This is a genomic window from Streptomyces venezuelae, assembly GCF_008642375.1.
GTDB lineage: Bacteria > Actinomycetota > Actinomycetes > Streptomycetales > Streptomycetaceae > Streptomyces > Streptomyces venezuelae_G.
The window spans coordinates 6,272,616-6,293,870 of record NZ_CP029194.1 but is presented as its reverse complement, the minus strand read 5'-3'; the positions used below and the strand labels follow the sequence as shown (position 1 = coordinate 6,293,870).

The 21,255-nt window shown below is 74.2% G+C and carries 22 protein-coding genes; 16 read left to right on the top strand and 6 right to left on the bottom strand.

Annotated elements, in window-relative coordinates; translation table 11 throughout:
- Positions 1-195: 195 nt before the first annotated feature.
- Positions 196-909 (top strand): tRNA-dependent cyclodipeptide synthase, encoded by a 714-nt coding sequence (locus DEJ46_RS28800; protein ID WP_150270981.1) that lies wholly within the window; start codon positions 196-198, stop codon positions 907-909.
- A complete protein-coding gene (locus DEJ46_RS28795) occupies positions 906-2,102 on the top strand; it encodes a cytochrome P450 (protein WP_150270979.1) in 1,197 nt (398 codons plus the stop codon). The genes DEJ46_RS28800 and DEJ46_RS28795 overlap by 4 nt, the downstream gene beginning before the upstream one ends.
- A 62-nt stretch (positions 2,103-2,164) precedes the next feature.
- Here DEJ46_RS28795 and DEJ46_RS28790 read toward each other — a convergent pair whose 3' ends face one another.
- Positions 2,165-2,440, bottom strand: a complete 276-nt coding sequence (locus DEJ46_RS28790; protein ID WP_024758496.1) for a hypothetical protein — start codon at positions 2,438-2,440, stop codon at positions 2,165-2,167.
- Between the two features lie 149 nt (positions 2,441-2,589).
- On the opposite strand from DEJ46_RS28790, the gene DEJ46_RS28785 reads away from it, so the two are divergent.
- Both DEJ46_RS28785 and DEJ46_RS28780 read left to right on the top strand, forming a co-directional pair.
- Positions 2,590-2,958 (top strand): arsenate reductase family protein, encoded by a 369-nt coding sequence (locus DEJ46_RS28785; protein WP_150270977.1) that lies wholly within the window; start codon positions 2,590-2,592, stop codon positions 2,956-2,958.
- Positions 2,959-2,980: 22 nt separating this feature from the next.
- On the top strand, positions 2,981-4,441 hold the full coding sequence (locus DEJ46_RS28780; protein ID WP_150270975.1) for a PLP-dependent aminotransferase family protein: 1,461 nt from the start codon (positions 2,981-2,983) through the stop codon (positions 4,439-4,441).
- On the opposite strand, the gene DEJ46_RS28775 is transcribed toward DEJ46_RS28780, so the two are convergent.
- On the bottom strand, positions 4,417-5,337 hold the full coding sequence (locus DEJ46_RS28775) for a Gfo/Idh/MocA family protein (protein ID WP_150270973.1): 921 nt from the start codon (positions 5,335-5,337) through the stop codon (positions 4,417-4,419). The genes DEJ46_RS28780 and DEJ46_RS28775 overlap by 25 nt on opposite strands.
- Before the next feature lie 200 nt (positions 5,338-5,537).
- On the opposite strand from DEJ46_RS28775, the gene DEJ46_RS28770 reads away from it, so the two are divergent.
- The 5 genes from DEJ46_RS28770 to DEJ46_RS28755 all read left to right on the top strand — a co-directional run bounded on the left by DEJ46_RS28770 (position 5,538) and on the right by DEJ46_RS28755 (position 10,243).
- A complete protein-coding gene (locus DEJ46_RS28770; RefSeq protein ID WP_150270971.1) occupies positions 5,538-6,935 on the top strand; it encodes a hypothetical protein in 1,398 nt (465 codons plus the stop codon).
- Positions 6,932-8,101, top strand: a complete 1,170-nt coding sequence (locus DEJ46_RS28765; RefSeq protein WP_150270969.1) for an ARPP-2 domain-containing protein — start codon at positions 6,932-6,934, stop codon at positions 8,099-8,101. Before DEJ46_RS28770 ends, DEJ46_RS28765 begins: the two co-directional genes overlap by 4 nt.
- Before the next feature lie 142 nt (positions 8,102-8,243).
- Positions 8,244-9,275: a glutamine synthetase gene (glnII, locus tag DEJ46_RS28760; RefSeq protein WP_150270967.1), complete on the top strand. Its 1,032-nt coding sequence runs from the start codon at positions 8,244-8,246 to the stop codon at positions 9,273-9,275.
- Positions 9,276-9,439: 164 nt separating this feature from the next.
- Positions 9,440-9,562, top strand: coding sequence for a hypothetical protein (locus DEJ46_RS40560; protein WP_263411762.1), 123 nt, complete (start codon positions 9,440-9,442; stop codon positions 9,560-9,562).
- Positions 9,563-9,667: 105 nt separating this feature from the next.
- Complete coding sequence (locus DEJ46_RS28755; protein ID WP_150270965.1) at positions 9,668-10,243, top strand: winged helix-turn-helix domain-containing protein; 576 nt, start codon at positions 9,668-9,670, stop codon at positions 10,241-10,243.
- A 6-nt stretch (positions 10,244-10,249) separates the two neighbouring features.
- Here DEJ46_RS28755 and DEJ46_RS28750 read toward each other — a convergent pair whose 3' ends face one another.
- The gene (locus DEJ46_RS28750; protein WP_150270963.1) at positions 10,250-11,779 is read right to left on the bottom strand and encodes a PepSY-associated TM helix domain-containing protein; all 1,530 of its coding nucleotides are present in this window, start codon (positions 11,777-11,779) and stop codon (positions 10,250-10,252) included.
- Positions 11,780-11,829: 50 nt separating this feature from the next.
- Positions 11,830-12,456, bottom strand: coding sequence for a hypothetical protein (locus DEJ46_RS28745; RefSeq protein ID WP_223835181.1), 627 nt, complete (start codon positions 12,454-12,456; stop codon positions 11,830-11,832).
- A 246-nt stretch (positions 12,457-12,702) separates the two neighbouring features.
- Here DEJ46_RS28745 and DEJ46_RS28740 point away from each other — a divergent pair, with 246 nt between their 5' ends.
- From DEJ46_RS28740 to DEJ46_RS28720, 5 genes are all read left to right on the top strand, one after another.
- Positions 12,703-13,716 carry an NAD-dependent epimerase/dehydratase family protein gene (locus tag DEJ46_RS28740; protein ID WP_190622946.1) on the top strand — a complete coding sequence of 338 codons (1,014 nt, stop codon included), beginning with the start codon at positions 12,703-12,705 and terminating at the stop codon, positions 13,714-13,716.
- 70 nt (positions 13,717-13,786) lie between these two features.
- On the top strand, positions 13,787-14,587 hold the full coding sequence (locus tag DEJ46_RS28735) for a tyrosine-protein phosphatase (protein WP_150270959.1): 801 nt from the start codon (positions 13,787-13,789) through the stop codon (positions 14,585-14,587).
- 62 nt (positions 14,588-14,649) lie between these two features.
- Positions 14,650-17,019, top strand: coding sequence for a hypothetical protein (locus DEJ46_RS28730; RefSeq protein WP_150270957.1), 2,370 nt, complete (start codon positions 14,650-14,652; stop codon positions 17,017-17,019).
- A 98-nt stretch (positions 17,020-17,117) separates the two neighbouring features.
- The gene (locus DEJ46_RS28725) at positions 17,118-18,002 is read left to right on the top strand and encodes a metal-dependent hydrolase (protein WP_150270955.1); all 885 of its coding nucleotides are present in this window, start codon (positions 17,118-17,120) and stop codon (positions 18,000-18,002) included.
- Complete coding sequence (locus DEJ46_RS28720) at positions 18,002-19,054, top strand: PDR/VanB family oxidoreductase (RefSeq protein ID WP_150270953.1); 1,053 nt, start codon at positions 18,002-18,004, stop codon at positions 19,052-19,054. The genes DEJ46_RS28725 and DEJ46_RS28720 overlap by 1 nt, the downstream gene beginning before the upstream one ends.
- 27 nt (positions 19,055-19,081) lie before the next feature.
- Here the strand turns inward: DEJ46_RS28720 and DEJ46_RS28715 are convergent, their stop codons facing one another.
- The gene (locus DEJ46_RS28715) at positions 19,082-19,540 is read right to left on the bottom strand and encodes a hypothetical protein (protein ID WP_150270951.1); all 459 of its coding nucleotides are present in this window, start codon (positions 19,538-19,540) and stop codon (positions 19,082-19,084) included.
- Between the two features lie 37 nt (positions 19,541-19,577).
- Between DEJ46_RS28715 and DEJ46_RS28710 the strand changes: the two genes are divergently transcribed.
- Complete coding sequence (locus DEJ46_RS28710; RefSeq protein WP_150270949.1) at positions 19,578-20,309, top strand: TetR/AcrR family transcriptional regulator; 732 nt, start codon at positions 19,578-19,580, stop codon at positions 20,307-20,309.
- Here DEJ46_RS28710 and DEJ46_RS28705 read toward each other — a convergent pair.
- Complete coding sequence (locus DEJ46_RS28705; protein ID WP_150270948.1) at positions 20,294-20,626, bottom strand: 5-carboxymethyl-2-hydroxymuconate Delta-isomerase; 333 nt, start codon at positions 20,624-20,626, stop codon at positions 20,294-20,296. The genes DEJ46_RS28710 and DEJ46_RS28705 overlap by 16 nt on opposite strands.
- Before the next feature lie 66 nt (positions 20,627-20,692).
- On the opposite strand from DEJ46_RS28705, the gene DEJ46_RS28700 reads away from it, so the two are divergent.
- Positions 20,693-21,205 (top strand): GNAT family N-acetyltransferase, encoded by a 513-nt coding sequence (locus tag DEJ46_RS28700; RefSeq protein ID WP_223835180.1) that lies wholly within the window; start codon positions 20,693-20,695, stop codon positions 21,203-21,205.
- Positions 21,206-21,255 lie beyond the last annotated feature (50 nt).

Sequence of the window (21,255 nt, the reverse complement as noted above, 5' to 3'; positions counted from 1 at the left end):
CCGCCGACGCGATCCGCGCCACCCCGGCGCGCGCCCCCGCACGACGAACATATGAAGAGGTGACGAATTCCCACCCCTACCCACGAGTAAACGCCTCGCCCTCCGTGACTGATCGATAGCATGACGTCGTCGCTGCCGCCACACCCGGAGCACGGGGCTCCGCTGGGACTAGCTGGCGCGATGAGGACTGCCTACGTGACTCAGGCGGCATTCGCCCCTGCAGAGACGCTCCGACTCCAGCCGTACACCGATCACTGCCGCGTCATCGCCGACGAGGGCGCGCACGTGGTCATCGGCGTCTCTCCGGGAAACAGTTATTTCACCGCCCAGCGGCTGCGCGAGCTGACGCGCTGGGGCCTGGACCACTTCGATCAGGTCGATCTCGTCTACACCGATCTGCATGTCGCCGACATGTACGAGGCTCTGGGGTACGGGGCCGACGAGGCACGGCGGAAGGCCGTCAAGAACCTGCGGGGGGTACGGGCGAAGGTCGGGGCGGCCGTGGCCGAGGCCGACCCCACGGGGGTACGGGTACGGGCCCGCGGGATGTCGGAGTTCCAGGCCCTGCCCGCGTACCAGGAGCTGCACCGCCAGGTCGTGGCGGCCGTCGACGAGGATCCGTTGGTACGGGAGACCTGCGACGCGCTCACCGGGATCTTCCTGGCCGGGAAGCTGGCGCCGGGGCAGGAGGCGAGCAGGCTCCAGAAGGAGGTGTGCCGGGCGTACATCAGCGCCGAAGTGCCGCTGTTCCTGGACACCCCCGCGATCCTCGGGGTGCCCTCCTCGCTCAACTGCTACCACCAGGCCCTGCCCCTCGCCGATCTGCTCTACGGCCGGGGCACCGGCCTGCGCGCCTCCCGCAACCAGGGGCACGGCATCCTCACGCCTGCCGAAGGAGATTCACGATGACCGCGGTCATGACGAACGAACTGCCCGCGTTCCCCTTCGACTGGGACGGGACCCGGCTGCCCGCCGAGATCGAGGCGCTGCGCGCCGAACCGGTCCGCAAGGTCCGCACGATCGCCGGGGCCGAGGCCTGGCTGGTCTCCTCGTACGAGCTGTGCCGGCAGGTCCTGGAGGACCCGAGGTTCAGCCTGAAGGACACCTCGGCGCCGGGAGCGCCGCGGCAGTACGCGCTGACGATCCCGCCGCACGTGGTGAACAACATGGGCAACATCACCGGCGCCGGCCTGCGCAAGGCCGTCATGAAGGCGATCAACCCGAAGGCCCCCGGCCTGGAGGAGTGGCTGCGGGCGCGGGCCGGGGCCCTGGTGGACGCGATGGTCGCCGAGGGGGCGCCCGGGGATCTGCGGAGCGCCTACGCCGATCCGTACTCGGCGGGGCTGCACTGCCGGATGCTCGGCATCCCGGAGGAGGACGGGCCGCGGCTGCTGCGCAGTCTGGACGTGGCCTTCATGAACGCACCGCACGAGATCGAGGCGGCCCGGCTCCACTGGGACCGGGACATCGCCTACATGACGGAGCGCCTCGACGATCCGGCGACGGGCGGGCTGATGGCGGAGCTCGCGGCGCTGCGCGAGGATCCCGAGTACGCGCATCTGACGGACGAGATGCTGGCGACGGTGGGCGTCACGCTGTTCGGAGCGGGGGTGATCTCCACCGCCGGGTTCCTGGCGATGGCGCTGGTGTCGGTCCTGACCCGGCCGGACGTGCGGGAGGCGCTGACCGCCGGCGGCCCGGGCGTGGTCGCCGGGGCGATGGACGAACTGCTGCGGGTGAATCTGTCGATCGGCGACGGGCTGCCGCGGCTGGCCCTGGAGGACGTGCGGCTCGGCGAGGTCGACGTGCGGGCCGGTGAACTGGTCCTGGTGCTGGTGGAGGCCGCGAACCACGATCCGGAGCGCTTCCCGGACCCGCTGGCCTTCCGGCCGGACCGGGAGAACGCCGCCGACCACCTCTCCTTCGGCGGCGGGCGGCACTACTGCCCGGCGACGGCCCTCGGCAAGCGGCACGCCGAGATCGCCCTGGAGACGCTCCTCGACCGGCTGCCGGAGCTGCGGCTCGCGGTGCCGGTCGAACAGCTGGTGTGGCGCACCAACTTCATGAAGCGGCTCCCCGAGCGGCTGCCGGCGGCCTGGTAGCGGTCGGGATCCGACGGCGGCGCTGCCCGGCCCGACCCGGGCCGGGCAGCGCCCCTCCGGTGTCAGCGGCCGTAGCGGATCAGGGCGCGGACCATGCGGCAGGTGGTGTCGGAGGGCGGGTGGATGCCGATGTCGGCGGCCGTCGTGCGTATCGTCGCGTTCGTGGCCTTCGACGGGACGTAGACGCCGGCGTCGAGGAGGGCGATCGCGAGACGCATGGCCTTCAGACGGCGGTTGTGCGTCACGTACCACTCGCGGGGGCGGCCCGCGGGAAGCGGCTTCCGCTGGAGCGGCTTCCAGGGTTCGAGGGACGGCGTCCGGATCACGGCCAGAGCCATGGGCTACCTCCTGGCGAACGGTGGGGTGCGGGCCCTCCCCGGGACCCTCACCATCACCCCCTATTTTAGAGGCCCCCACTGACAATCGCCCCTGGCCAGACAGGGTTTGGGGGGTGGTGGAGGGCCTGCTGGGGGGTACCGTGTGGGGCATGGAGATCTGGATCAATCCCGCCTGTTCCAAGTGCCGCAGCGCCCTCACCCTGCTCGACGCGGAGGGCGCCGACTACACCGTCCGGCGCTACCTGGAGGACGTGCCCTCGCCCGAGGAGATCCGGCAGGTGCTCGACCGGCTCGGGCTCGAACCGTGGGACATCACGCGGACGCAGGAGGCCGTCGCCAAGGAGCTCGGGGTGAAGGAGTGGCCCCGGGACGAGGCGAACCGGGACCGGTGGATCGAGGCGCTCGCCGGGCACCCCAAGCTGATCCAGCGGCCGATCATCACGGCGGAGGACGGCACGGCCGTCGTGGCCCGGTCGGAGGAGGCCGTGCGGGACGCCCTGTCCCGCCCCGCCGAGTGAAGAGAAGCCTGGAGGACGTGCGGTGAGCGGGACGGTGGACGCGGGGCCGGGCGGGCTCGGGGTCGATCTGCATCTGGAGCTCGGTGCGGGCGGCAGCCGGCGGGCCGTGCTCACCGAGGCCCTGCGCGAGGCCGTGCGCGGCGGACGCCTCGCACCCGGGACCCTGCTGCCGCCCTACCGGTCGCTCGCCGCCGACCTCGGGATCGCCCGGAACACCGTCGCCGACGCCTACGCCGAGCTGGTCGCCGAGGGCTGGCTGACCTCCCGCCAGGGCTCCGGGACCCGGGTGGCCGAGCGTGTCCTCGCCCCCGCCCCCGGACCGGCGCGGCCCGCGGCGCCGGCGGCGCTCCCGTACGACCTCGTCCAGGGCAAGCCCGACCCCGGCGCCTTCCCGCGCGCGGCCTGGCTGACGGCCGCCCGGCGGGCGCTGACCGCCGCGCCCCACGAGGCCTTCGGCGTCGGGGACCCGCGCGGCCGCATCGAGCTGCGCCGGGCCCTCGCCGCCTACCTCGCGCGGGTCCGGGGCGTACGGACCACACCGGACCGGATCGTGGTCTGCTCGGGCACCGCGCACGCCCTGCGGCTCCTCGCACGGGTGCCCCTGGCGACACACGCCCGCGAGAAGCCCGCCCGCCAGACGGCCGCCCGCAAGGCACCGCCCCGGCCCTGGGCCGTCGAGGCCTACGGACTCCCCTACCACCAGGGGCTGCTGGGCGAGGCGGGCATCCACACGCTGCCGCTGGCCGTCGACGAGGACGGGGCCCGCATCGCGGAGATCCCCCCGGAGGCGGGCACCGTCCTGCTCACCCCCGCCCATCAGTTCCCCACCGGCGGGCCGCTCCACCCCGAGCGCCGCGCCGGCGTCCTGGAGTGGGCGCGGCGCTCCGGCGGGCTCGTCGTGGAGGACGACTACGACGGCGAGTTCCGCTACGACCGGCGGCCGGTGGGCGCCGTCCAGAGCCTCGACCCCGACCGGACCGTCCTCCTCGGTTCCGTCAGCAAGAGCCTCTCCCCCGCGCTGCGGATCGGCTGGATGTGCCTGCCGGAAGCCCTCGTCGACGGGGTCGTCGAGGCGAAGGGCCTGCGCGAACCGCACACGTCGGCGACGGAGCAGCTCACGCTCGCGGAGTTCGTCGAATCCGGCGCGTACGACCGGCACGTCCGGCGGATGCGCCAGCAGCACCGCGTGCGGCGCGACCGGCTGGCCTCGGTGCTCGCGGAGCGCGTGCCGCGGGTGCGGGTGACCGGACTCGCCGCCGGGCTGCACGCCCTCGTGGAACTGCCCCCGGGCACGGAGCGGGCGGCCGTCACCGCCGCGGCCCGGCACGGGGTCGCCGTGGAGGGCCTCGCCGACTACCGGCACCCGGAGGCCCTGGGCCCGGCCCTCCCCGACGGGCTCGTCGTCGGCTACGCCACCCCGCCGGACCGGCTCTACCCGGCCGCCCTGGACGCGCTGTGTCAGGCCTTGTCCGCCGCGCTCTGAGCGGCGAGCCGCTCCGCCTCCGTGAGGATCTCGGTCAGCCGCAGGCCGAAGCGGGCGTCGCACGGGTGCGGCTCGCCGGTGCGGGCCGCCGTGAGCAGGGCGTCCACGGCCGAGCCGAAGGCCTCCACCGCTCCTCCCCAGCGGGGCAGTTCGGCCCGGCCCTCGGTGCCGTGCAGGGAGAGCGTCACCTCCGCCGCCTGCGGTGGGGCGCTCAGCGTCAGCGTGGCCGTGCTGCTCGCGCCCGAGCCGTGGCGCAGGACCAGGTGGTGGGTGTCCTCCGGGCCGGCCACGGCCGTGATCGCGGTGACGTCGCCGAGGACCGGCAGATAGACCGAGAGGACGTGCGGGCCGACGTCCCACAGCCCGCCCTTCTCCCGCCGCCACGGGGAGTCCGCGTACACGCTGGCGGAGCCCGGCCCGTAGAGCGAGCCCAGCCAGTGCGCCTCGCCCAGGAACCAGCCGCCCGCCGACCGCCGCTCCTCGATCCAGCGGGCCGTCTCCTCCGCGAAGCGCAGCGTGCAGAACACCACCGAGGCGACCCCGGCCTCCTCGACGGCCTCGGCCACCTCCCGCGCCCCCGCCACCGTCGTGGCGACCGGCTTGTCGAGCAGGACGTGGCAGCCGGCCCGCGCCGCCCGCACCGCCAAGGGGGCCTGGACGTCCGGCGGGAGCGCGAAGGCCACGGCGTCGCTGGCCGCGAAGAGGGCGTCCACGTCGTCGTACGCGCGCGTGCCGGACGCGGCGGCGAGCTCCTCCGCCGCCTCCGCGCGTCTGCCCCACACCCCGCTGAACTCGACGCCCGGATGCCCCGCGAGCGCGGGCGCGTGCGTACGGCCGGCCCAGGGGCCGGTGCCGAGAAGTCCGATACGGGGCTTCGCGCCCAGGTGCTTCACCATGGCCCCCAGTCTGCCGGGTGCCACCGACAGAGGGCGTGGCCAGGGCCCGAAACCAGGTGGCGGGCCTCCCCCCTTCCGGTGTTAGCGTCGACCCGCCGGCCGCGGGACTTCGGCACGACTTCCGGAACCTGCCTCTGAAGCAACGTCTTCGCTGTTCGTGCCCCCATTCCCCGGCCGGCGCCCAAGAGAAGGGGAGAGCCTTGTCCGAGCTCGTCGCCGCCGAGGACGTGCTCCTCTTCGTCAACGCCGCCGTGACCGCCACCGGCCAGCGCGAGTTCCGCTCGACCGCCGCCGCGCAGCACTTCTCGCTGCGGTTCGTCCACGAGTACGTACGGGTCAACTACCGCCCCGTGTACGCGGCCGCGCTCGCCCTCGACATCAACCACCACAACGCCGCCCTGATCGTCGAGCAGCTGCTGCGCACGCCCCACGAGGCGGGCGGGCCCGAGGAGAAGCGGGCCGAGGGCCGGCTGATCGCCGCACGGCTCGCGCTGCTGCCGCCGCAGCGCGTCTACCGGCTGTTCCGCGCGCTGCGCGCCGCCGGCGTCAACAACCGCCGCACGCGCGCGATCGTGCGCGCGTGGCTCGCCGCCCGGCCCGATCCGGCGCTGGACGCCGTGAAGTACCGGCCCGGGCTGAAGGCCGCCCTCCGGCACGTCCACGGCCGGCCCGCCGACGCCGAGACCGGCGACTTCCTCTTCGCGCCGGGCCGGCGCGTCCGGTACGGGAACGCCACCCTCGACGCGTACCGCCGCGCGCACCACGAGCAGGGCGCGCTGTACGAGCTGCCGTTCACGGTCGCCGAGGGCTTCGCCGCCCGGCACAAGGTGCCGCGCGAGGTGTTCCTGGAGCGGATCGCGCCCCGGATGACGCGGCTCGAACAGCTCAGGACGGAGCGGGCCGCAGATCTGACCGTCATGCCGCTCACCCGGCTCGCGCTGTACGTCCTCTCGCTGCCGTTCGGCGAGCGGGTGGAGCGGCGGGCCGAGCTGACGCACGCGCTGCGCGCCGCCGCCCGGCGCGCCGCGGGGTCGTACGCGGGGAGCTGGGGGCGGGTCGCCGCGGTGCTCGACGACAGCTTCTCCTCGTCCGGTTCGGCGGTGAAGCGGCGCCGTCCGCTGGCCGTCGCGCTGGGCTGCCACTTCCTCCTGGAGGCCCTCGCGGCGCCGGGGGCGTACACCGCGCTGTGGACCTCGGGCGACTCCGATCCGCTGCTCGTCCGGCCGCACGGGCCGACGCCGCTGGGCATGCGGATCCTGGACGCCCTGGAGACCGGCCCCGACCGGGTCGTGATCGTCTCGGACGGCTGGGACAACGCGCCGCCGGGGCTCGCGGGAGAGGTCCTGCGAGTGTGGCGCACACGGCTCGACGCCGAGCGCCGGACGAGTGTCGTGCACCTCAACCCCGTATACGACGCCGAGGGCTTCGACGTGCGCCGGCTGGCGCCGAGCGTGCCGACGGCGGGGATCCGGGACGCGGAGGATCTGGCGGCCCTGGTGGAGATCGCGCAGTTCGCGGAGGGGCGGACGGGATTCGCGGAGCTGGGGGCGTATCTGGACCGTCGCGTGGAGCTGTTCCTGACGGAGGCCGGGGGATGACGCGGATCGATCTGACCGGACTCGACGTCCGGCCGGCGCAGGTGTGGGGCGGGGTGCGGATCGTGCCGCTGGTGCGGGACGAGCCGATGGCCGGGCTGCGGCTGCGCCGGGAGCTGTACGAGGGCTCGGGCCTCGCCACCGTGGACCTCGGCGACCGGACGACCTACACGTCGTACGTCCCGCACGGCTTCGTCGCCGACTGGACGGGGGCGGAGGCGGGCGCGGAGAAGGGCGCCGAGTCCGCCGCCTACGGGACCCTGCTCGGCGGCGAGGGCGCGCCCCCGTGCGTGCCCGTGCGCCGCCTGCACCGGCTGGCCAAGCGGCGGCAGGGCGAGCGGCGGCTGCGTTTCCTGCCGCTCCACCTCGCCCTCGACGGCTACCTCGCGCTGCACTTCGGCGGCCCGTCCGTGGTCTGGGACGACTGGTCCCGCAAGGCCCTCGGGCAGGGCCTGTCGCCGCGCGCCGAAGCGGCGTACGCGGGCTGGGCGGTGCCCGGGCTCACCGAGGCGCTGCGGATCTTCGAGCTCCACCCGGGCCAGTGCGGGATGCTCCTGTACGTGGCCGACGCCCTGGCCGCGGCCTTCGTCGTCCCGCACCCGGACGACTACCGCGTGCTGCACCCGACGCTCGTCGAGGACCTGTACGGCGAGCTGGTCCACCACTACGCGTACTTCGGCGGACCGGTGCCGGAGTTCACGGCGCGGATCCGGGACGGCGTCGGCGGCATCCGTACCCTCGCGGACCTGCGGGCGGCGGCGCGGCAGAAGGAGCGTGCCTGGGCGGAGGCGCACGACGGGCTGATGGCGCGGGACCTCCTGGAGACCTCGTACGCCTTCGACCGGGTGTACCGGATGGGGGGCTTCGACCTGTACCGGTTCCTGCCGCCGTTCCTGCGGGACGGGCGGGAGCAGCACATCGGCGAGCTGATCACCGACCACAAGGGGCGGGCTGCCTATCTGAAGACCTTCCGGCTCTCCGACAAGCAGATCCGGAAGGGGCACCTGCTGCAGCGGCTCGCGGACCACGACTGGCACCTGGGGGAGACGGCGGAGGCCCTCGGTACCTCGTACGCGGAGATCGTGCGGCGGATCGAGGCGGCGGGGCTCGGCGGGCTGCTCGACACGCACGTCGTCGCACGGCGCCTGCGGGAAAAAGAGGAAGGCTGAGTAACACGGGGTTCACAAACGGGCAACCGACGGGAAATCCCGTGTTGCGAAGCTGCGACCGGACACCGAACAACACACCGCAGCTCTCGCAGCGCCGCGAGCCGCCGCGCACCCGCAGCAGCACGCCCAAAGGATGAGGCCCGTGACCTTCAAGGCTGAGTACATCTGGATCGACGGCACCGAGCCGACCGCGAAGCTTCGTTCCAAGACGAAGATCATCGTGAGCGGTGGCACCGCGCTCGACGAGCTGCCGATCTGGGGCTTCGACGGTTCCAGCACGAACCAGGCCAAGGGCCACGCCTCCGACCGCGTCCTCAAGCCGGTCTTCGTCTGCCCGGACCCGATCCGCGGCGGCGACGACATCCTGGTGCTGTGCGAGGTCCTCAACACGGACATGACGCCGCACGAGTCCAACACGCGTGCCGCGCTCGCCGAGGTCGCCGCCAAGTACGCCGCGCAGGAGCCGATCTTCGGCATCGAGCAGGAGTACACCTTCTTCGACGGCGAGCGTCCGCTCGGCTTCCCGGTCGGCGGCTTCCCGGCCCCGCAGGGCGGCTACTACTGCGGTGTCGGCGCCGACGAGATCTTCGGCCGTGACATCGTCGAGGCGCACCTGGAGAACTGCCTCACCGCCGGTCTGGGCATCTCCGGCATCAACGCCGAGGTCATGCCGGGCCAGTGGGAGTTCCAGGTCGGCCCGCTGGCGCCGCTGGAGGTCTCGGACCAGCTGTGGGTCGCCCGCTGGCTGCTCTACCGCACGGCCGAGGACTTCAAGGTCTCCGCGACGCTGGACCCGAAGCCGGTGAAGGGCGACTGGAACGGCGCGGGCGCGCACACCAACTTCTCCACCAAGGCGATGCGCGAGCGCTACGACGCCATCATCACCGCCGCCGAGTCCCTCGGCGAGGGCTCGAAGCCGCTCGACCACGTCAAGAACTACGGCGCCGGCATCGACGACCGCCTGACGGGTCTGCACGAGACCGCCCCGTGGGACAAGTACTCCTACGGCGTCTCGGACCGCGGCGCCTCGGTCCGCATCCCGTGGCAGGTCGAGCAGGACCAGAAGGGCTACATCGAGGACCGCCGCCCGAACGCGAACGTGGACCCGTACGTGGTGACCCGCCTGCTGGTGGACACCTGCTGCGAGGCCCTGGAGAAGGCCGGCCAGGTCTGATCCCAGCCCGTCCGATCCCCGTCCCGGATCGACGCGCGCGCACTTCGGAAGAGGCGCCCACCGTTTCGCACGGTGGGCGCCTCTTCCGTCATGTGGGACGGATGACACGGGGTTTGGCCGACGAAAGGCTCGTCGGAGGCATTCCCTTCTGGTTCAATAGGGATATGGCCACGAGGGAGAACGAGACCGCGACAGGTCGTGACGACCTGGAGCCGTTCTGGCCGTCCAGGCAGCACGACGACTTCGACCGGGTCTGTTGCCGCGCGAGGAACGCGTCGGCCCTCTAAAGCCCGGATCGGTACGGTCCGATCCCCGGCCTTCGGCCGACGCGCACGACGACTGACGCACGACGCCTGTCCGTTCGTTTCTCCGCGCGAAAGAGCTGACTTCCCATGGCCCACATCCAGACCGCTCCTCTCACCGCCACCGCCGTCCGTCCCGGCCGGCACCGGCTCCGGGCCGTCGACCCCAACGAGGTCGCCGGTCTCCCCCCGCTCTCGCCGCTCTCCCAGGTGGCGGACCTCCTGCCGCCCGGCGCCACCCTGCTGCCCGCGCCGCAGCACGCGCTGCCGACGCTGCCGGGGCGGCCGCCGATGGTCGGGTACCTCGTGCTCGTACCGGCCGACCAGCAGCCGCAGGTGCCCGTGGCCGCCCCCGTCCCCGCCCCGCCTGCCGCGCCGGAGGAGCAGGGTCCGGTGGCCATCGACGGGGTCCGGCGGATCGCCGTCGTGGACGGGGAGGAGCTCGACCTGACATATCTGGAGTTCGAGCTCCTCGCCCATCTCGTGGCGCACCCTCACCGGGTGCACACCCGCGACCAGTTGGTCACGACGGTGTGGGGGTACGGGCACGTCGGCGACGGTCGCACGGTCGACGTGCACGTGGCCCGGCTGCGCCGGAAGCTGGGCGCCGAGCACCGCCACGCGATCCGGACCGTGCGGCGGGTCGGCTACAAGTACACGCCCTGACCTCGGTCAGGTGGTCCGGGTGGACCTCGCCCGCAGCTTCGCCACCAGGGCGAGGGTGAGGTCCACCGCCAGGAACAGCAGCAGGCTGAGGCCGAGCAGCGGGACGAACCAGCCGACCAGCGCCGTGACCGCCGCGAGCGGCAGCAGCATCGTCACCGGGACCTTGCGCCAGGCCCCGCGCGCCACCGGGCGGCCCGGGCGGCGCTGCCACCACATGCGGTAGCCCCAGAGGATCAGCAGGATCAGGGAGAGCGCGAGGGCCGCGAGCGCCAGCTGGTTGAACAGGCCGAGGAACACGCCGGTGTGCGCGTCGATGCCGATGCGGGTCAGCTTGGCGAGGAGCGGGTAGTCGGCGAAGGCGAGGCGGTCGAGGACCGCGCCGTCCGCCGGGTTCACGGCCGCCGAGTCCAGCTGGAGCGGGAACTGCGTGTCGGTCTCCTTGACCACGTACCCCTTGCCGTCGGCGGGCAGGACGACCGAGATGCGCGGGCTGTCGATGCCGGCCGCGCGGGCCGCCTCGACCGCCTTGTCGACGCCGATGTCCGGGCCCTGCGGGGTGGTGCCGGTCTGATGGCCGGCGCCGTGGCCCTCGTGCTCGGAGCCGCCGGCGGCCGCGCCGCCGAGGGTCGCGGTCAGCGTGGGCGTCGCGCCGCCGAGGCCGTCCTGGACGGCGCCGATGTTCTCGCCCGCGTACCGCGACCAGGTCAGGCCCGTCGCGGAGAGCAGGACGAGGCCGGTCACGGCCCACAGGCCGACCGAGCCGTGCCAGGAGAGCGTGCGGCGGCGGGACTTCGGGCCGCCCTCGGGGACGAAGAGCGCGCGGCGGTTCTTCCTGCGGCGGCCGAGCCAGAGCAGCAGACCGCCGAGGGCTATCACCCACAGCCAGCTGGCGGCCAGCTCGCTGTAGTTGCGGCCGAGTTCACCGAGGTGCAGGTCGGCGTGGAGCCCGTCGATCCAGGTCCGCAGCGGCAGGGCGCCGGAGCTGCCGAAGCTGGGCAGCTGTCCCCGTACCTCCCCGGTGTACGGGTCGACGAAGACGGCGAGCGACGTGCCCTCGGGGACGTCGGGGTCGGCCATCAGGACCCGGGTGCTGGCGTCCGGTTCGGCGCCGGGCCAGACGGCGGTGACGGTGCCGTTCGGGTTGACCTTGCGGGCGATGTTCACCTGCTGCGAGAGCGGCAGGGCGGTGTCGCCGACGGGGACCTCCAGCTCGTGCGCGTAGATCACCTTCTCGGCCGGGAAGGAGAGCGCGTAGAGCAGGCCGCTGGCGGCGGCCACGAGGAGGAACGGGGCGACGAGGACGCCCGCGAAGAAGTGGAGACGCAGGACGAGGGGGCGCAGGGCGCTCCAGGTGCCGGTCCTGCGGGGGGTGTTCGCCGCGGAGCCGGTGGCCCGGGTGGCTTCGGCGCCTTCAGCGCCTTCAGCGCCTTCAGCGCCTTCAGCGGCTTCGGGGGCTTCGGGGGCTTCGGGGGCTTCGGGGGCTTCCGACGGTGGTGCCTCGGTGGTTTCCGGGCGCGCGGGATCGTCGATGGTCATGACTGTCCGTCCTTGGATTCGACGTGGACAACGGGAGGAGACCCCCGGTGTCAGACGTGTGCTCCGAGGGCCGTGGCGCGGGGTAGGGACAGCCGGGGCGGGCCGCGCCGGGAGACGGTGTGCGCGAGGACGACGGTGTGGGGACGGTGGGCGTTCCCGCGCGGCCTGCGGACCGGGCCGCGCGGGGCGTCGGGGACGCGGACGCGCGCGAACAGCAGGCGCAGCGGGGTGAACGCGTACGCCAGGGCGGCCTCGGCGAGCGTGAAGAACGCGGCTTCGCCGTGGGCGAGCCAGAGGCCGCAGAGGACGGCGGCGAGGAGGTGGACGGCGAGCATGCCGACGCCGGAGTCCATGACCGTGGGGCTCATGGGGCCCCCGGGGCTCATGGGCATGGACTCCACGGGGTTCATGGAAGCCATGGGGTTCATGGAACCCATGGACGGGTGTCCGCCGGTCATGGCGTGCGTGTGCGTCGCCGCCTTCGCGTCGCCCACGGCCTGGGCCGCCGGGTGCGCGCCCGTCATCGAGAAGAGCAGGTGCAGCGCGCCCTGGACGACGAGCATGGCGCCCGCGATCGTCGGGGTGCCCCGCCGCCGTCCGGCCGCGGCCCAGGCGGCGACGGCCGTCGCGGCGAGGGCGCCGAGCAGGGCGGGCGCGGGAAGCTGGTGCGCAGACATGGACGAATGCCCCACAGCGGCCAAAGTCACGCACACCACCGCGAAAACTGCGGCTCGCAGGGCGCGCAGCGGCGACCGGGCATCCGTCATCGCCCGCAATGGTGCCATCCCGCCATCCGGCCGAACAGACCGCCCTCCCACCCTCCGTCACACCCTTGCCCGCACCGTCGCGTTCCTCCCCCGGCGGAATCCTCCCGGAGCGGAATCCCCTGGCCTCGGCCGTCGCCTCCGGGGCACTCTTCGATCATGAAATTGCTGATTCTCGGTGGTACGGAATTCGTGGGTCGCGCGATCGTCGAGGCGGCTCTGGGCCGGGGCTGGGAGGTGACGGTCTTCCACCGGGGCCGCCACGCACCCCCGGCCGGCGTCCACTCCCTGCACGGCGACCGCACCGCCGGCCCGGAGGGGCTCGCCGCCCTCGCGACCGGTTCCTGGGACGCCGTCGTGGACACCTGGTCGGCCGCGCCCTCGGCGGTCCGGGACGCGGCGCGGCTGCTCGCGGACCGGGTCGGGCGGTTCGCGTACGTGTCGAGCCGCTCCGTCTACGCCTGGCCGCCGGCCGCCGGGCTGGCGGAGGACGGCCCGCTGGTGGAGGGCTCGCCCGACGCCGGGGACGTGCCCTACGCGGAGGCCAAGATGGGCGGCGAGCTCGCCGCGACGGCCGCCTTCGGGGCGGAGCGGACGCTGCACGTCCGTGCGGGCCTGATCATCGGCCCGTACGAGAACGTCGGCCGGCTCCCCTGGTGGCTGGGCCGGATCGCGCGGGGCGGGACGGTCCTGGCCCCGGGGCCGCGCACGCTCCCCGTCCAGTACGTCGACGCCCGCGACCTCGCCGAGTGGACGCTCGACGCGGTGGCGGCCGGGCTCTCGGGGCCGTACAACCTCGTCTCGCCGCCCGGGCACACGACCATGGGTGAGCTGCTCGACGCCTGCGTCCGGGCGACCGGGGCGGACGTCGAGCTGCGGTGGGCGGAGCCGGAGGCGATCGTCGAGGCCGGCATCGAGCCCTGGACCGAGCTGCCCGTGTGGCTGCCGCCGGGCGAGATGTTCGACGCGATGTACACGGCCGACGTCTCCCGGGCGGTCGCGGCCGGGCTGCGCTGCCGGCCGGCCGAAGAGACGGTCGCGGACACCTGGGCGTGGCTGGAATCGCTCGGCGGGGTCGCACCGCGGCGTCCGGACCGGCTGGCGAAGGGCCTCTCGTCCGAGAGGGAGGAGGAGTTCCTGGCGAAGTACACCTCCGGCGGCGAGGGCCGCTGACGAACTGCCGCATTCCGGGTGATCCACTACGGTCGACAGCAGAAGTGGACGAACCGGAGGAGTCGACGCCATGCCCGCCATCCCCGCCGTCTCCGTCGCCAATCTCCGCGATCTCGGGGGCCTGCCCCTCGGGGGCGGGCGCGCCGTCCGGTCGGGTCTCGCCTTCCGCTCGGCGCACCTCGACCGGCTCGATCCGGCCGAGCCGGAGGTGGCGGCGCTCGGCATCCGGACGGTCGTCGACCTGCGGACGGAGACCGAGCGCGGCGAGCGGCCGGACCACCTGCCGGCCGGCGCGCGGCTGCTCGTCGCGGACGTGCTCGCCGACCGGCTGGCCGTCAGCGGGCTGCCGCCGGCCGCGCGGCTGAAGATGCTGCTCTCCGACCCGGCGCTGGCCGAGGAGCACCTCGGCGGGGGCCGGGTGCGGGCGGCCTTCGCCCGCACCTACCGGACCTTCGTCTCCGGCGACGCCGCCCGCCTCGCGTACGGCGCCCTGCTGACCGAGCTGGGCACGCCGGGCGCCGGCCCCCTGCTCTTCCACTGCTCGGCGGGCAAGGACCGGACGGGGTGGGCGGCGACGGTCGTCCTGTCGCTGCTCGGGGCGGACGAGGAGACGGTGCTGGGCGAGTACCTGTCGGTCAATCCGGCGGTGCGGCAGGCGTTCGCGCCGATGATCGAGGGGTTCACCGCCCAGGGCGGGGACCCCGAGCTGGCGCTCGACCTGATCGGCGTGCTGCCGGAGTACCTGGAGGCGGGTCTCGACGAGGTGGCGGTCCGGCACGGTTCGATGGAGAAGTACGTACGGGAGGGGCTCGGCGTACCGGACGAGGTGACGGCTCTGATCCGCGAGCGGTTGACGGTCCATTCGGCCTGAGGCCCACGGGAGCGGGGCCTTGGCCGGGGTGACCATCGGAAGAATCGCTCGTTCTGCTGAACGTGAGCACCCAGGATCTCGACCCCTCGCCCGTGGGCCCCGTCGACGTCGAGCAGGCCGAGGCCGCGCTCGTCGAGCGCTATCCGCGCCTCGTGCGCATCGCCTATCTCGTGCTGCCGCCGACGCTCGGCCGCAACCGCCGGGTGCTGACCGCGCACGCGCTCGTGCAGCGTTCGCTGCCGCGCCGCCGGGTGCCGGGTCCCGGGGTCCCGGGGCCGCGGCACCCCGAGGACGCGGTGGATCCCGGCTACGCGTACGTACGGGGCGAGGTGCTGCGACAGGCCCTGGTCGCCGGACTCCCGCTGCGGCGGCGCGCGCTGCCGCGGCGGGCACAGTTCCCGCCACTGCTGCCGCAGGTGTGGGGACTGCGGGTCTTCCCCCGGGTGGGCGGCGCGGACGAACTGGCCCTGGACCAGCGCCTGTCCGCCCTCTCGGGCCCGGGCCGTGCGGCGTACGTGCTCCGCGGCCTGGAGCGCCAGGGCGACCCGGAGGTCCTGCGGGTCCTGGCCGCGGCGGGCGTCGTCGACCCGGCGGCGGCGCTCGCGGAGGCGGACGCGGTCGACGCGGCGGAGGACGACCCGCTCACGGAGGGCGCCGGGCTCATGGACGAGGCGCCCGCACCGGGCGCGGGCGGCCCGGCCGAAGGCAAGGGCGACGGCGACCCGGCCGAAGGCGAGCGCACCCGCCGCCCCGGCGACGGAGCCGGGCAGACCGACGCAGCCCGGCAGGCCGGCGGGGACGGGCGCGCCGCGCGGGTCGGCGAGCAGGGCGGGCCCGGCAGGACGGGGACCCCGGGCGGGGCGGGCGGGCCCGGGCGCCCGGCCGCGGCGGGCGGCCCAGGGCGCCTCGCCGGCGCCTGGAACGGCGAAGGCGATGCCAACGGCGGGGGCCGGGACAGCGGGCGGTCCGGAGGCCTCGGGAGGGGCATCGGAAGCGGCGAAGGGCCCGGCGGAGCCAGGGACGGTGGGCGGCCGCACGGGGTCGGCGAAGCCGGGCAGGGCCGGCGGGGCGGTGGGCGGATCAGTGGGGCCGCTCTGCTGGAGTCGCCCGAGTTCGACCCCTGTTCGTTGCAGGCCCGGCCGACCGATCTGCTGCGGCGGCGGCAGCACGGGCGGGCCGCGCTCGTCGCCGTCGCCGCGCTCGTCGTGTGCGGGACGCTGCTCGGGCTGCCCGGGGACGGCTGGGGCAGAAACGGTGCTGCCGCGCCCTCGTACGCCCGGAACCCGGCCGCCGAGGCCGCGCTCGATCCGGGTGCCGTCAGGCGGGTGCCGCCCACCGCCTGGGCGTGGTCGGTCCGTCAGGACTTCTCGGTCTGGCCCGCGCGCGGTGGTCTCACCGGGGACCGGGCGCTGCTGCGGCGGGCGCTCGCCGTGTGGGCGCGGCCGGGGCTCACCGTACGGTCGTCGGCGACGCCCGGGACACCCGTCGGGCCGCCGATGGGGCCGCCGCAGCTGCTGTTCGCGGGGCCGGTGGACGGCGCCCGGGTGGTGCTGTTCCACGACGGGCTGCGGGCCGTGCGGTACGCGGAGCCGGTGGCGGGCCCGGGCGGCGCCGCGCTGGACTTCGCGCGGACGGACGCGGCCGACGCCGTCGGTTCGACCGCCCTCGTCGTCTCCCGCGCCTCGGGCAACGTCCGCTTTCTGACGGCCCCCTGGGTACGGGAGACGGCCGTACGGGACCTGCTCGCGCCCGAGAAGGAGCCGTGGCCGCTGGCCCGGGACGCGCAGGGGGTGACCGAGCCCGTGCCGAGCCCCGCGCAGGCGGAGGAGTGCGCGCGCTGGAACGGCCTCCAGGTGCGGGACGGTTCGGGCACGCGGCTCCTCTCCGACCTGGGCGAGCTGGCGCCCGCCCGGCTCCTGTGGGGCCCGCCCGACGCGCCGGTGGACGTGACGGGGAAGGAGTCGCTGGAGGCGTGGGCGCGGACGGCCTGCCAGTTGCCGGCCGTGCGCGCCCACGGCGTGCGGTCCGTGAACGCCTGGCGGTTCGCGCGCCAGCCGCTGCCCGAGCGCGCCGGACACGGCACCTGGGTGTGCACGCGCGCGGAGACCTGGCGCGGCTCCGGCGGCCGGGTCCTCGCCCAGTTCCTCGTACCGTCGCCGAAGGTGCCGGCGGCGCTCGCCGCCCGGTCCGAGGGCTCGCCCGCGTGCGGCGTGCGGGATCCCCGGGTCCTCGCGGGCGTGCTGTGGCAGGCGCCGAGCGGCGGCTGGTACGTCCTGGCGGCGGGCAGTCCGGACTTCGCCTCCCTGGAGACCTCGGGCGGGGTGAAGGGCCGCGCGGACGGCCCGGTCCTGGCGGTGAAGGCGAAGGCGGGGGCGCGGGCGGATCTGGACGGCACCCTGCGGGACGGCAGGCGGGTAGCCTCGCTGCGGTGAGCGACCGGGGCGCGGGCTGACGCCCGGTGGCGCCCGTACCGGCAAAAAGGCGGTGCGCAGGCCTGTTCCAGCGCCTTACCCCTCAGTACATTGACATCATGTCTAATACGCAGCCTGCCCCGGTGGCGTCGGAGCACGTCGAACTCAAGGCCCGCAAGGTCTCCTTCGACTGGGAGGAGACCCCGCTCCACTGGGTCCCGGGCGACCCCTTCACCACGCACACGATCAACGTGCTGCACCTGCTGCTCCCGGCGGGCGAGCGGTGGTTCGTGCACGTCTACAAGCAGGCGCTGCCGTACATCACCGACGACCGGCTGCGCGAGGACGTCATCGGCTTCATCGGCCAGGAGGCCGTCCACTCCCAGGCCCACGACGACGTCCTCCCCCACCTGAAGAAGCTGGGCCTCGACCCCACCCCGTACACCGCGCAGGTCGACTGGTTCTTCGAGAAGCTCCTCGGGGACCGGACCCTGCCGCCGGGCCGGCCGCGCCGCTGGTGGCTGATGGAGCGGGTCGCGATGATCGCCGCCATCGAGCACTACACGGCCTTCCTCGGCGACTGGATCCTCAACGCCGACGAGCTCGACCGGGTCGGCGCCGACCCCACCATGCTCGACCTGCTGCGCTGGCACGGGGCGGAGGAGGTCGAGCACCGCTCGGTCGCCTTCGAGCTCTTCATGCACCTCGACGGCGGCTACCGGCGCCGCGCCCGCACCTGGGCGCTCGGCCTGGGCGCGCTCCTCTTCCTCTGGCAGCGGGGCGTCCGCTTCTTCATGGAGAACGACCCGAGCCTGCTCGACGGCAAGGCCTCCTTCGGCCAGTTCTACCGCAAGGGCCGGCAGGGCGTGCTGCCCTCCACCCCGGCCATGCTGCGCTCGATACCCCGCTACATGAGCCGCGCCTACCACCCCTCCCAGGAGGGCGACACCGCGCAGGCGCTGGCCTACCTCGCCTCCTCCCCCGGCGCCAACGGAGGCCGCTGATGCCCCGGTTCGCCACCGTCGCCCTCGTCGCCGGGGCCGCGCTGCTCGTCCGCCGCGCCGTCCGCAGCCGGATGTCCACGGCCCCGCTGTGGCCGATGCCCGCCCTCGACGTGCCCGTGTCCGGGTACGGCCGGGGCAGCACGGTCCCCCGCCGGGTCCTCGTGACCGGACGCGCCACACCCGCCGAGGGCGTCGTCGAACTGCGCCTGGAGGGCGCCGGGTTGCCCTCCTGGCAGCCGGGCGCCCATGTCGACCTCGTCCTGCCGTCCGGGCTCGTGCGGCAGTACTCGCTCTGCGGCGATCCGGCCGACCCGTCCTCGTACACCGTCGCGACGCGGCTGATCGAGGACGGGCGGGGCGGTTCGCGCGAGGTGCACGAGCAGCTCCACGAGGGCACGGAGATCGAGATCCGCGGCCCCCGCAACCGCTTCCCGCTGGTCGGCGCCCCCGCCTACGTCTTCGTCGCCGGCGGCATCGGCATCACCCCGCTCCTGCCGATGGTGCGCGCCGCCGAGGCGGCCGGGGCGGACTGGCGGCTCGTGTACTGCGGCCGCAGCCGGGCCACGATGCCGTACCTCGACGAGGTCGGGCGGCTCGGGGGCGACCGCGTCACGGTCGTCGCCGAGGACGAATCCGGCTTCCCCGCCCTGGACTTCCTCGCGCACGTGCCCGCCGAGACGGCGGTCTACTGCTGCGGGCCCGACGGCCTGATGGAGGCGGTCGGCGCGGCGATGCCCGACGGCCGGGCCCCGCGACTGGAGCGCTTCTCCGCCGCCGCGCCGGCCGGCGGCACCGCCTTCGAGGTCGAACTGCGCCGCTCGGGCCGTACGGTGACGGTGGCGGCCGACCGGACGGTGCTCGAAGCGGTCCGCGAGGAGGTGCCCGGCCTCATGTACTCCTGCCGGCAGGGCTTCTGCGGTACGTGCCGGCAGTCGGTCCTGGAGGGGGAGGTCGACCACCGGGACGAGCTGCTCACCGACGAGGAGCGGGACGGCTCGATGCTGATCTGCGTCTCGCGCTGCACGGGGAAGCGGCTCGTCCTGGACCTCTGACCCGCCCCGGCCCGGACCTGTGACCCGCTACGGCAGGATCAGCCAGTCGAAGGCGAGGGCGGCGAGCAGTCCGCTCACCAGGATCCAGGTCGCAAGCCGCGTACGGCCGTTGCGGGAGAGCTCGATGACGACGCCGCAGAGGATCATCGCGAGGCCGTACACCCCGACGACCAGGACGGACGTCCGGCTCGCGAGGCGGATCACCAGGACGACGGCGAGGGCGACGAGGAGGACGGAGGCGGCGGCGACGCGGAGTCTCCTCGCCTGCTTGGGGGTGAGGCCCCCCACCGCGGGGGCCTCATCGGCGTCTTCGGCGTCCTCGGGGTCTTCCGCTTCTTCGGCGGCCTCTTCAGCGGCCTCTTCAGCGGCCTCTGCGGCGTCGGCCTCGGCGGTCTCGACCGCGGTCTCGTCGTTCTCAGGAGCCTCAACGGCCTCGGGGGCCTCCGGGGCCTCGACTGCCTTGGTGTCCTGGTCGGAAGCGCTCATGGACCAGGAGCGTAACGGACCCCGTTAGGCTGTTCGTATGACGACCGGTGTACGCCGCAGGATGGGCGTCGAGGAGCGCAAGCAGCAGCTGATCGGGGTGGCCCTCGAACTGTTCAGCCACCGCTCTCCCGACGAGGTGTCCATCGACGAGATCGCCGCGGCCGCGGGGATCTCCCGACCGCTGGTCTACCACTACTTCCCCGGCAAGCAGAGCCTCTACGAGGCGGCGCTGCGGCGGGCGGCCGACGAGCTGGCGGCGAGGTTCGTGGAGCCGTCCAGGGGCCCGCTGGGGGCGCGCCTGCTGCGGGTGATGGGCCGGTTCTTCGACTTCGTGGACGAGCACGGACCCGGTTTCGCCGCGCTCATGCGGGGCGGCCCGGCGGTGGGTTCCTCCACGACGAACGCGATGATCGACGAGGTGCGCCAGGCCGCGTACGAGCAGATCCTCGCCCACCTGAAGGTCGAGAAGCCCTCGGCCCGGCTCGAACTGGTCGTCCGCTCCTGGGTGTCGCTCGCCGAGTCGACGGCCCTGCTCTGGCTGGACGGCCGCCGGGTCCCGCGCGCGGAGCTGGAGTTGCAGCTCGTGCACGACTTCGCGGCGCTGGCCGCGGTGTCGGCCGCCTACGACGAGGAGATGGCGGAGATCCTGGTCGGGCTCCTCGCCGACGAGCCGGCCGAAGGTCCCTTCGGGGACCTGGTGGCCCGGCTCGTCGCGCTCGTGCCCTCGGCCGGAGCGGCGCCCGCCGTGCCCGATCAGCGCTTGCGATAGGACGATTCGAGGTCGCGGATCTCGACGGAGAGCCGGACGTTCTCGGTCGCCTTGACGAACTGCGGCAGCAGATCGAGGACGGCCTTCGAGAGCCGCGCCTTGGTGTCGTCCGTGCGGCCGGAGAGCAGGGCGATCTCGACGTGCACGATTTCGTCCTCGGTGGCGCCGTCGCCGACGACGGTCTCCTCGACCTCGCGGAAGCGGGTCTTGCAGGCGTCCAGCTCGGTGTCCACGGTTTCGACGACCAGCGGGTGCAGGGCGAGCGCGAAGCCGCGCCGGTCGAGGGGCGCGGAGTAGTCCACGGTGATCTGCGGCATGAGGGTCACTCCCGGCCAGAGGGATACAACTGTCGAATGTCTGGCCACACCTTTACGGTGATCGCCATGACGACACAAGTGACCTTCCGGCAGGCGGACGACCGCGATCCGGACCTTCTGGTGAGGCTGTTCGACGGGGCGGCCGCCTGGATGGTGCGAAACGGGATCGACCAGTGGAAGCCGGGCGGGAAGGGCGCCGAGCACTTCCGGGCGCGCATCGCCGCGGGCGAGGTGTGGCTGGCGTCCCACGGGGACCGGGTCGTCGGCGCGTACGAGCTGTGGTGGGAGGACCGGGAGGTCTGGGGGCCGCAGCCGCCGGTGGCGGGGTACGTGCACCGGCTGATGACCGACCGGGAGGCGGCGCCCGCCGGCGCCGGGCGGATGCTGCTCGCGCACGCGGAGGAGCGGATCGCCGCCTCGGGCCGGACGCTGGCCCGGCTGGACTGCGAGACGCGCAATCCGCGCCTGGGGACGTACTACGAGGGCGCCGGGTACACGGCCCTCGCCCCGCTCCTGGAGAAGGTCGGTCCCGACGGCCGCCGGTACACGGTGACGCTGATGGAGAAGCCCGTGGCGTGACGCCCATGGCGAAGGCCCCGGCGTGACGGGGATGTCACGCCGGGGCCCGG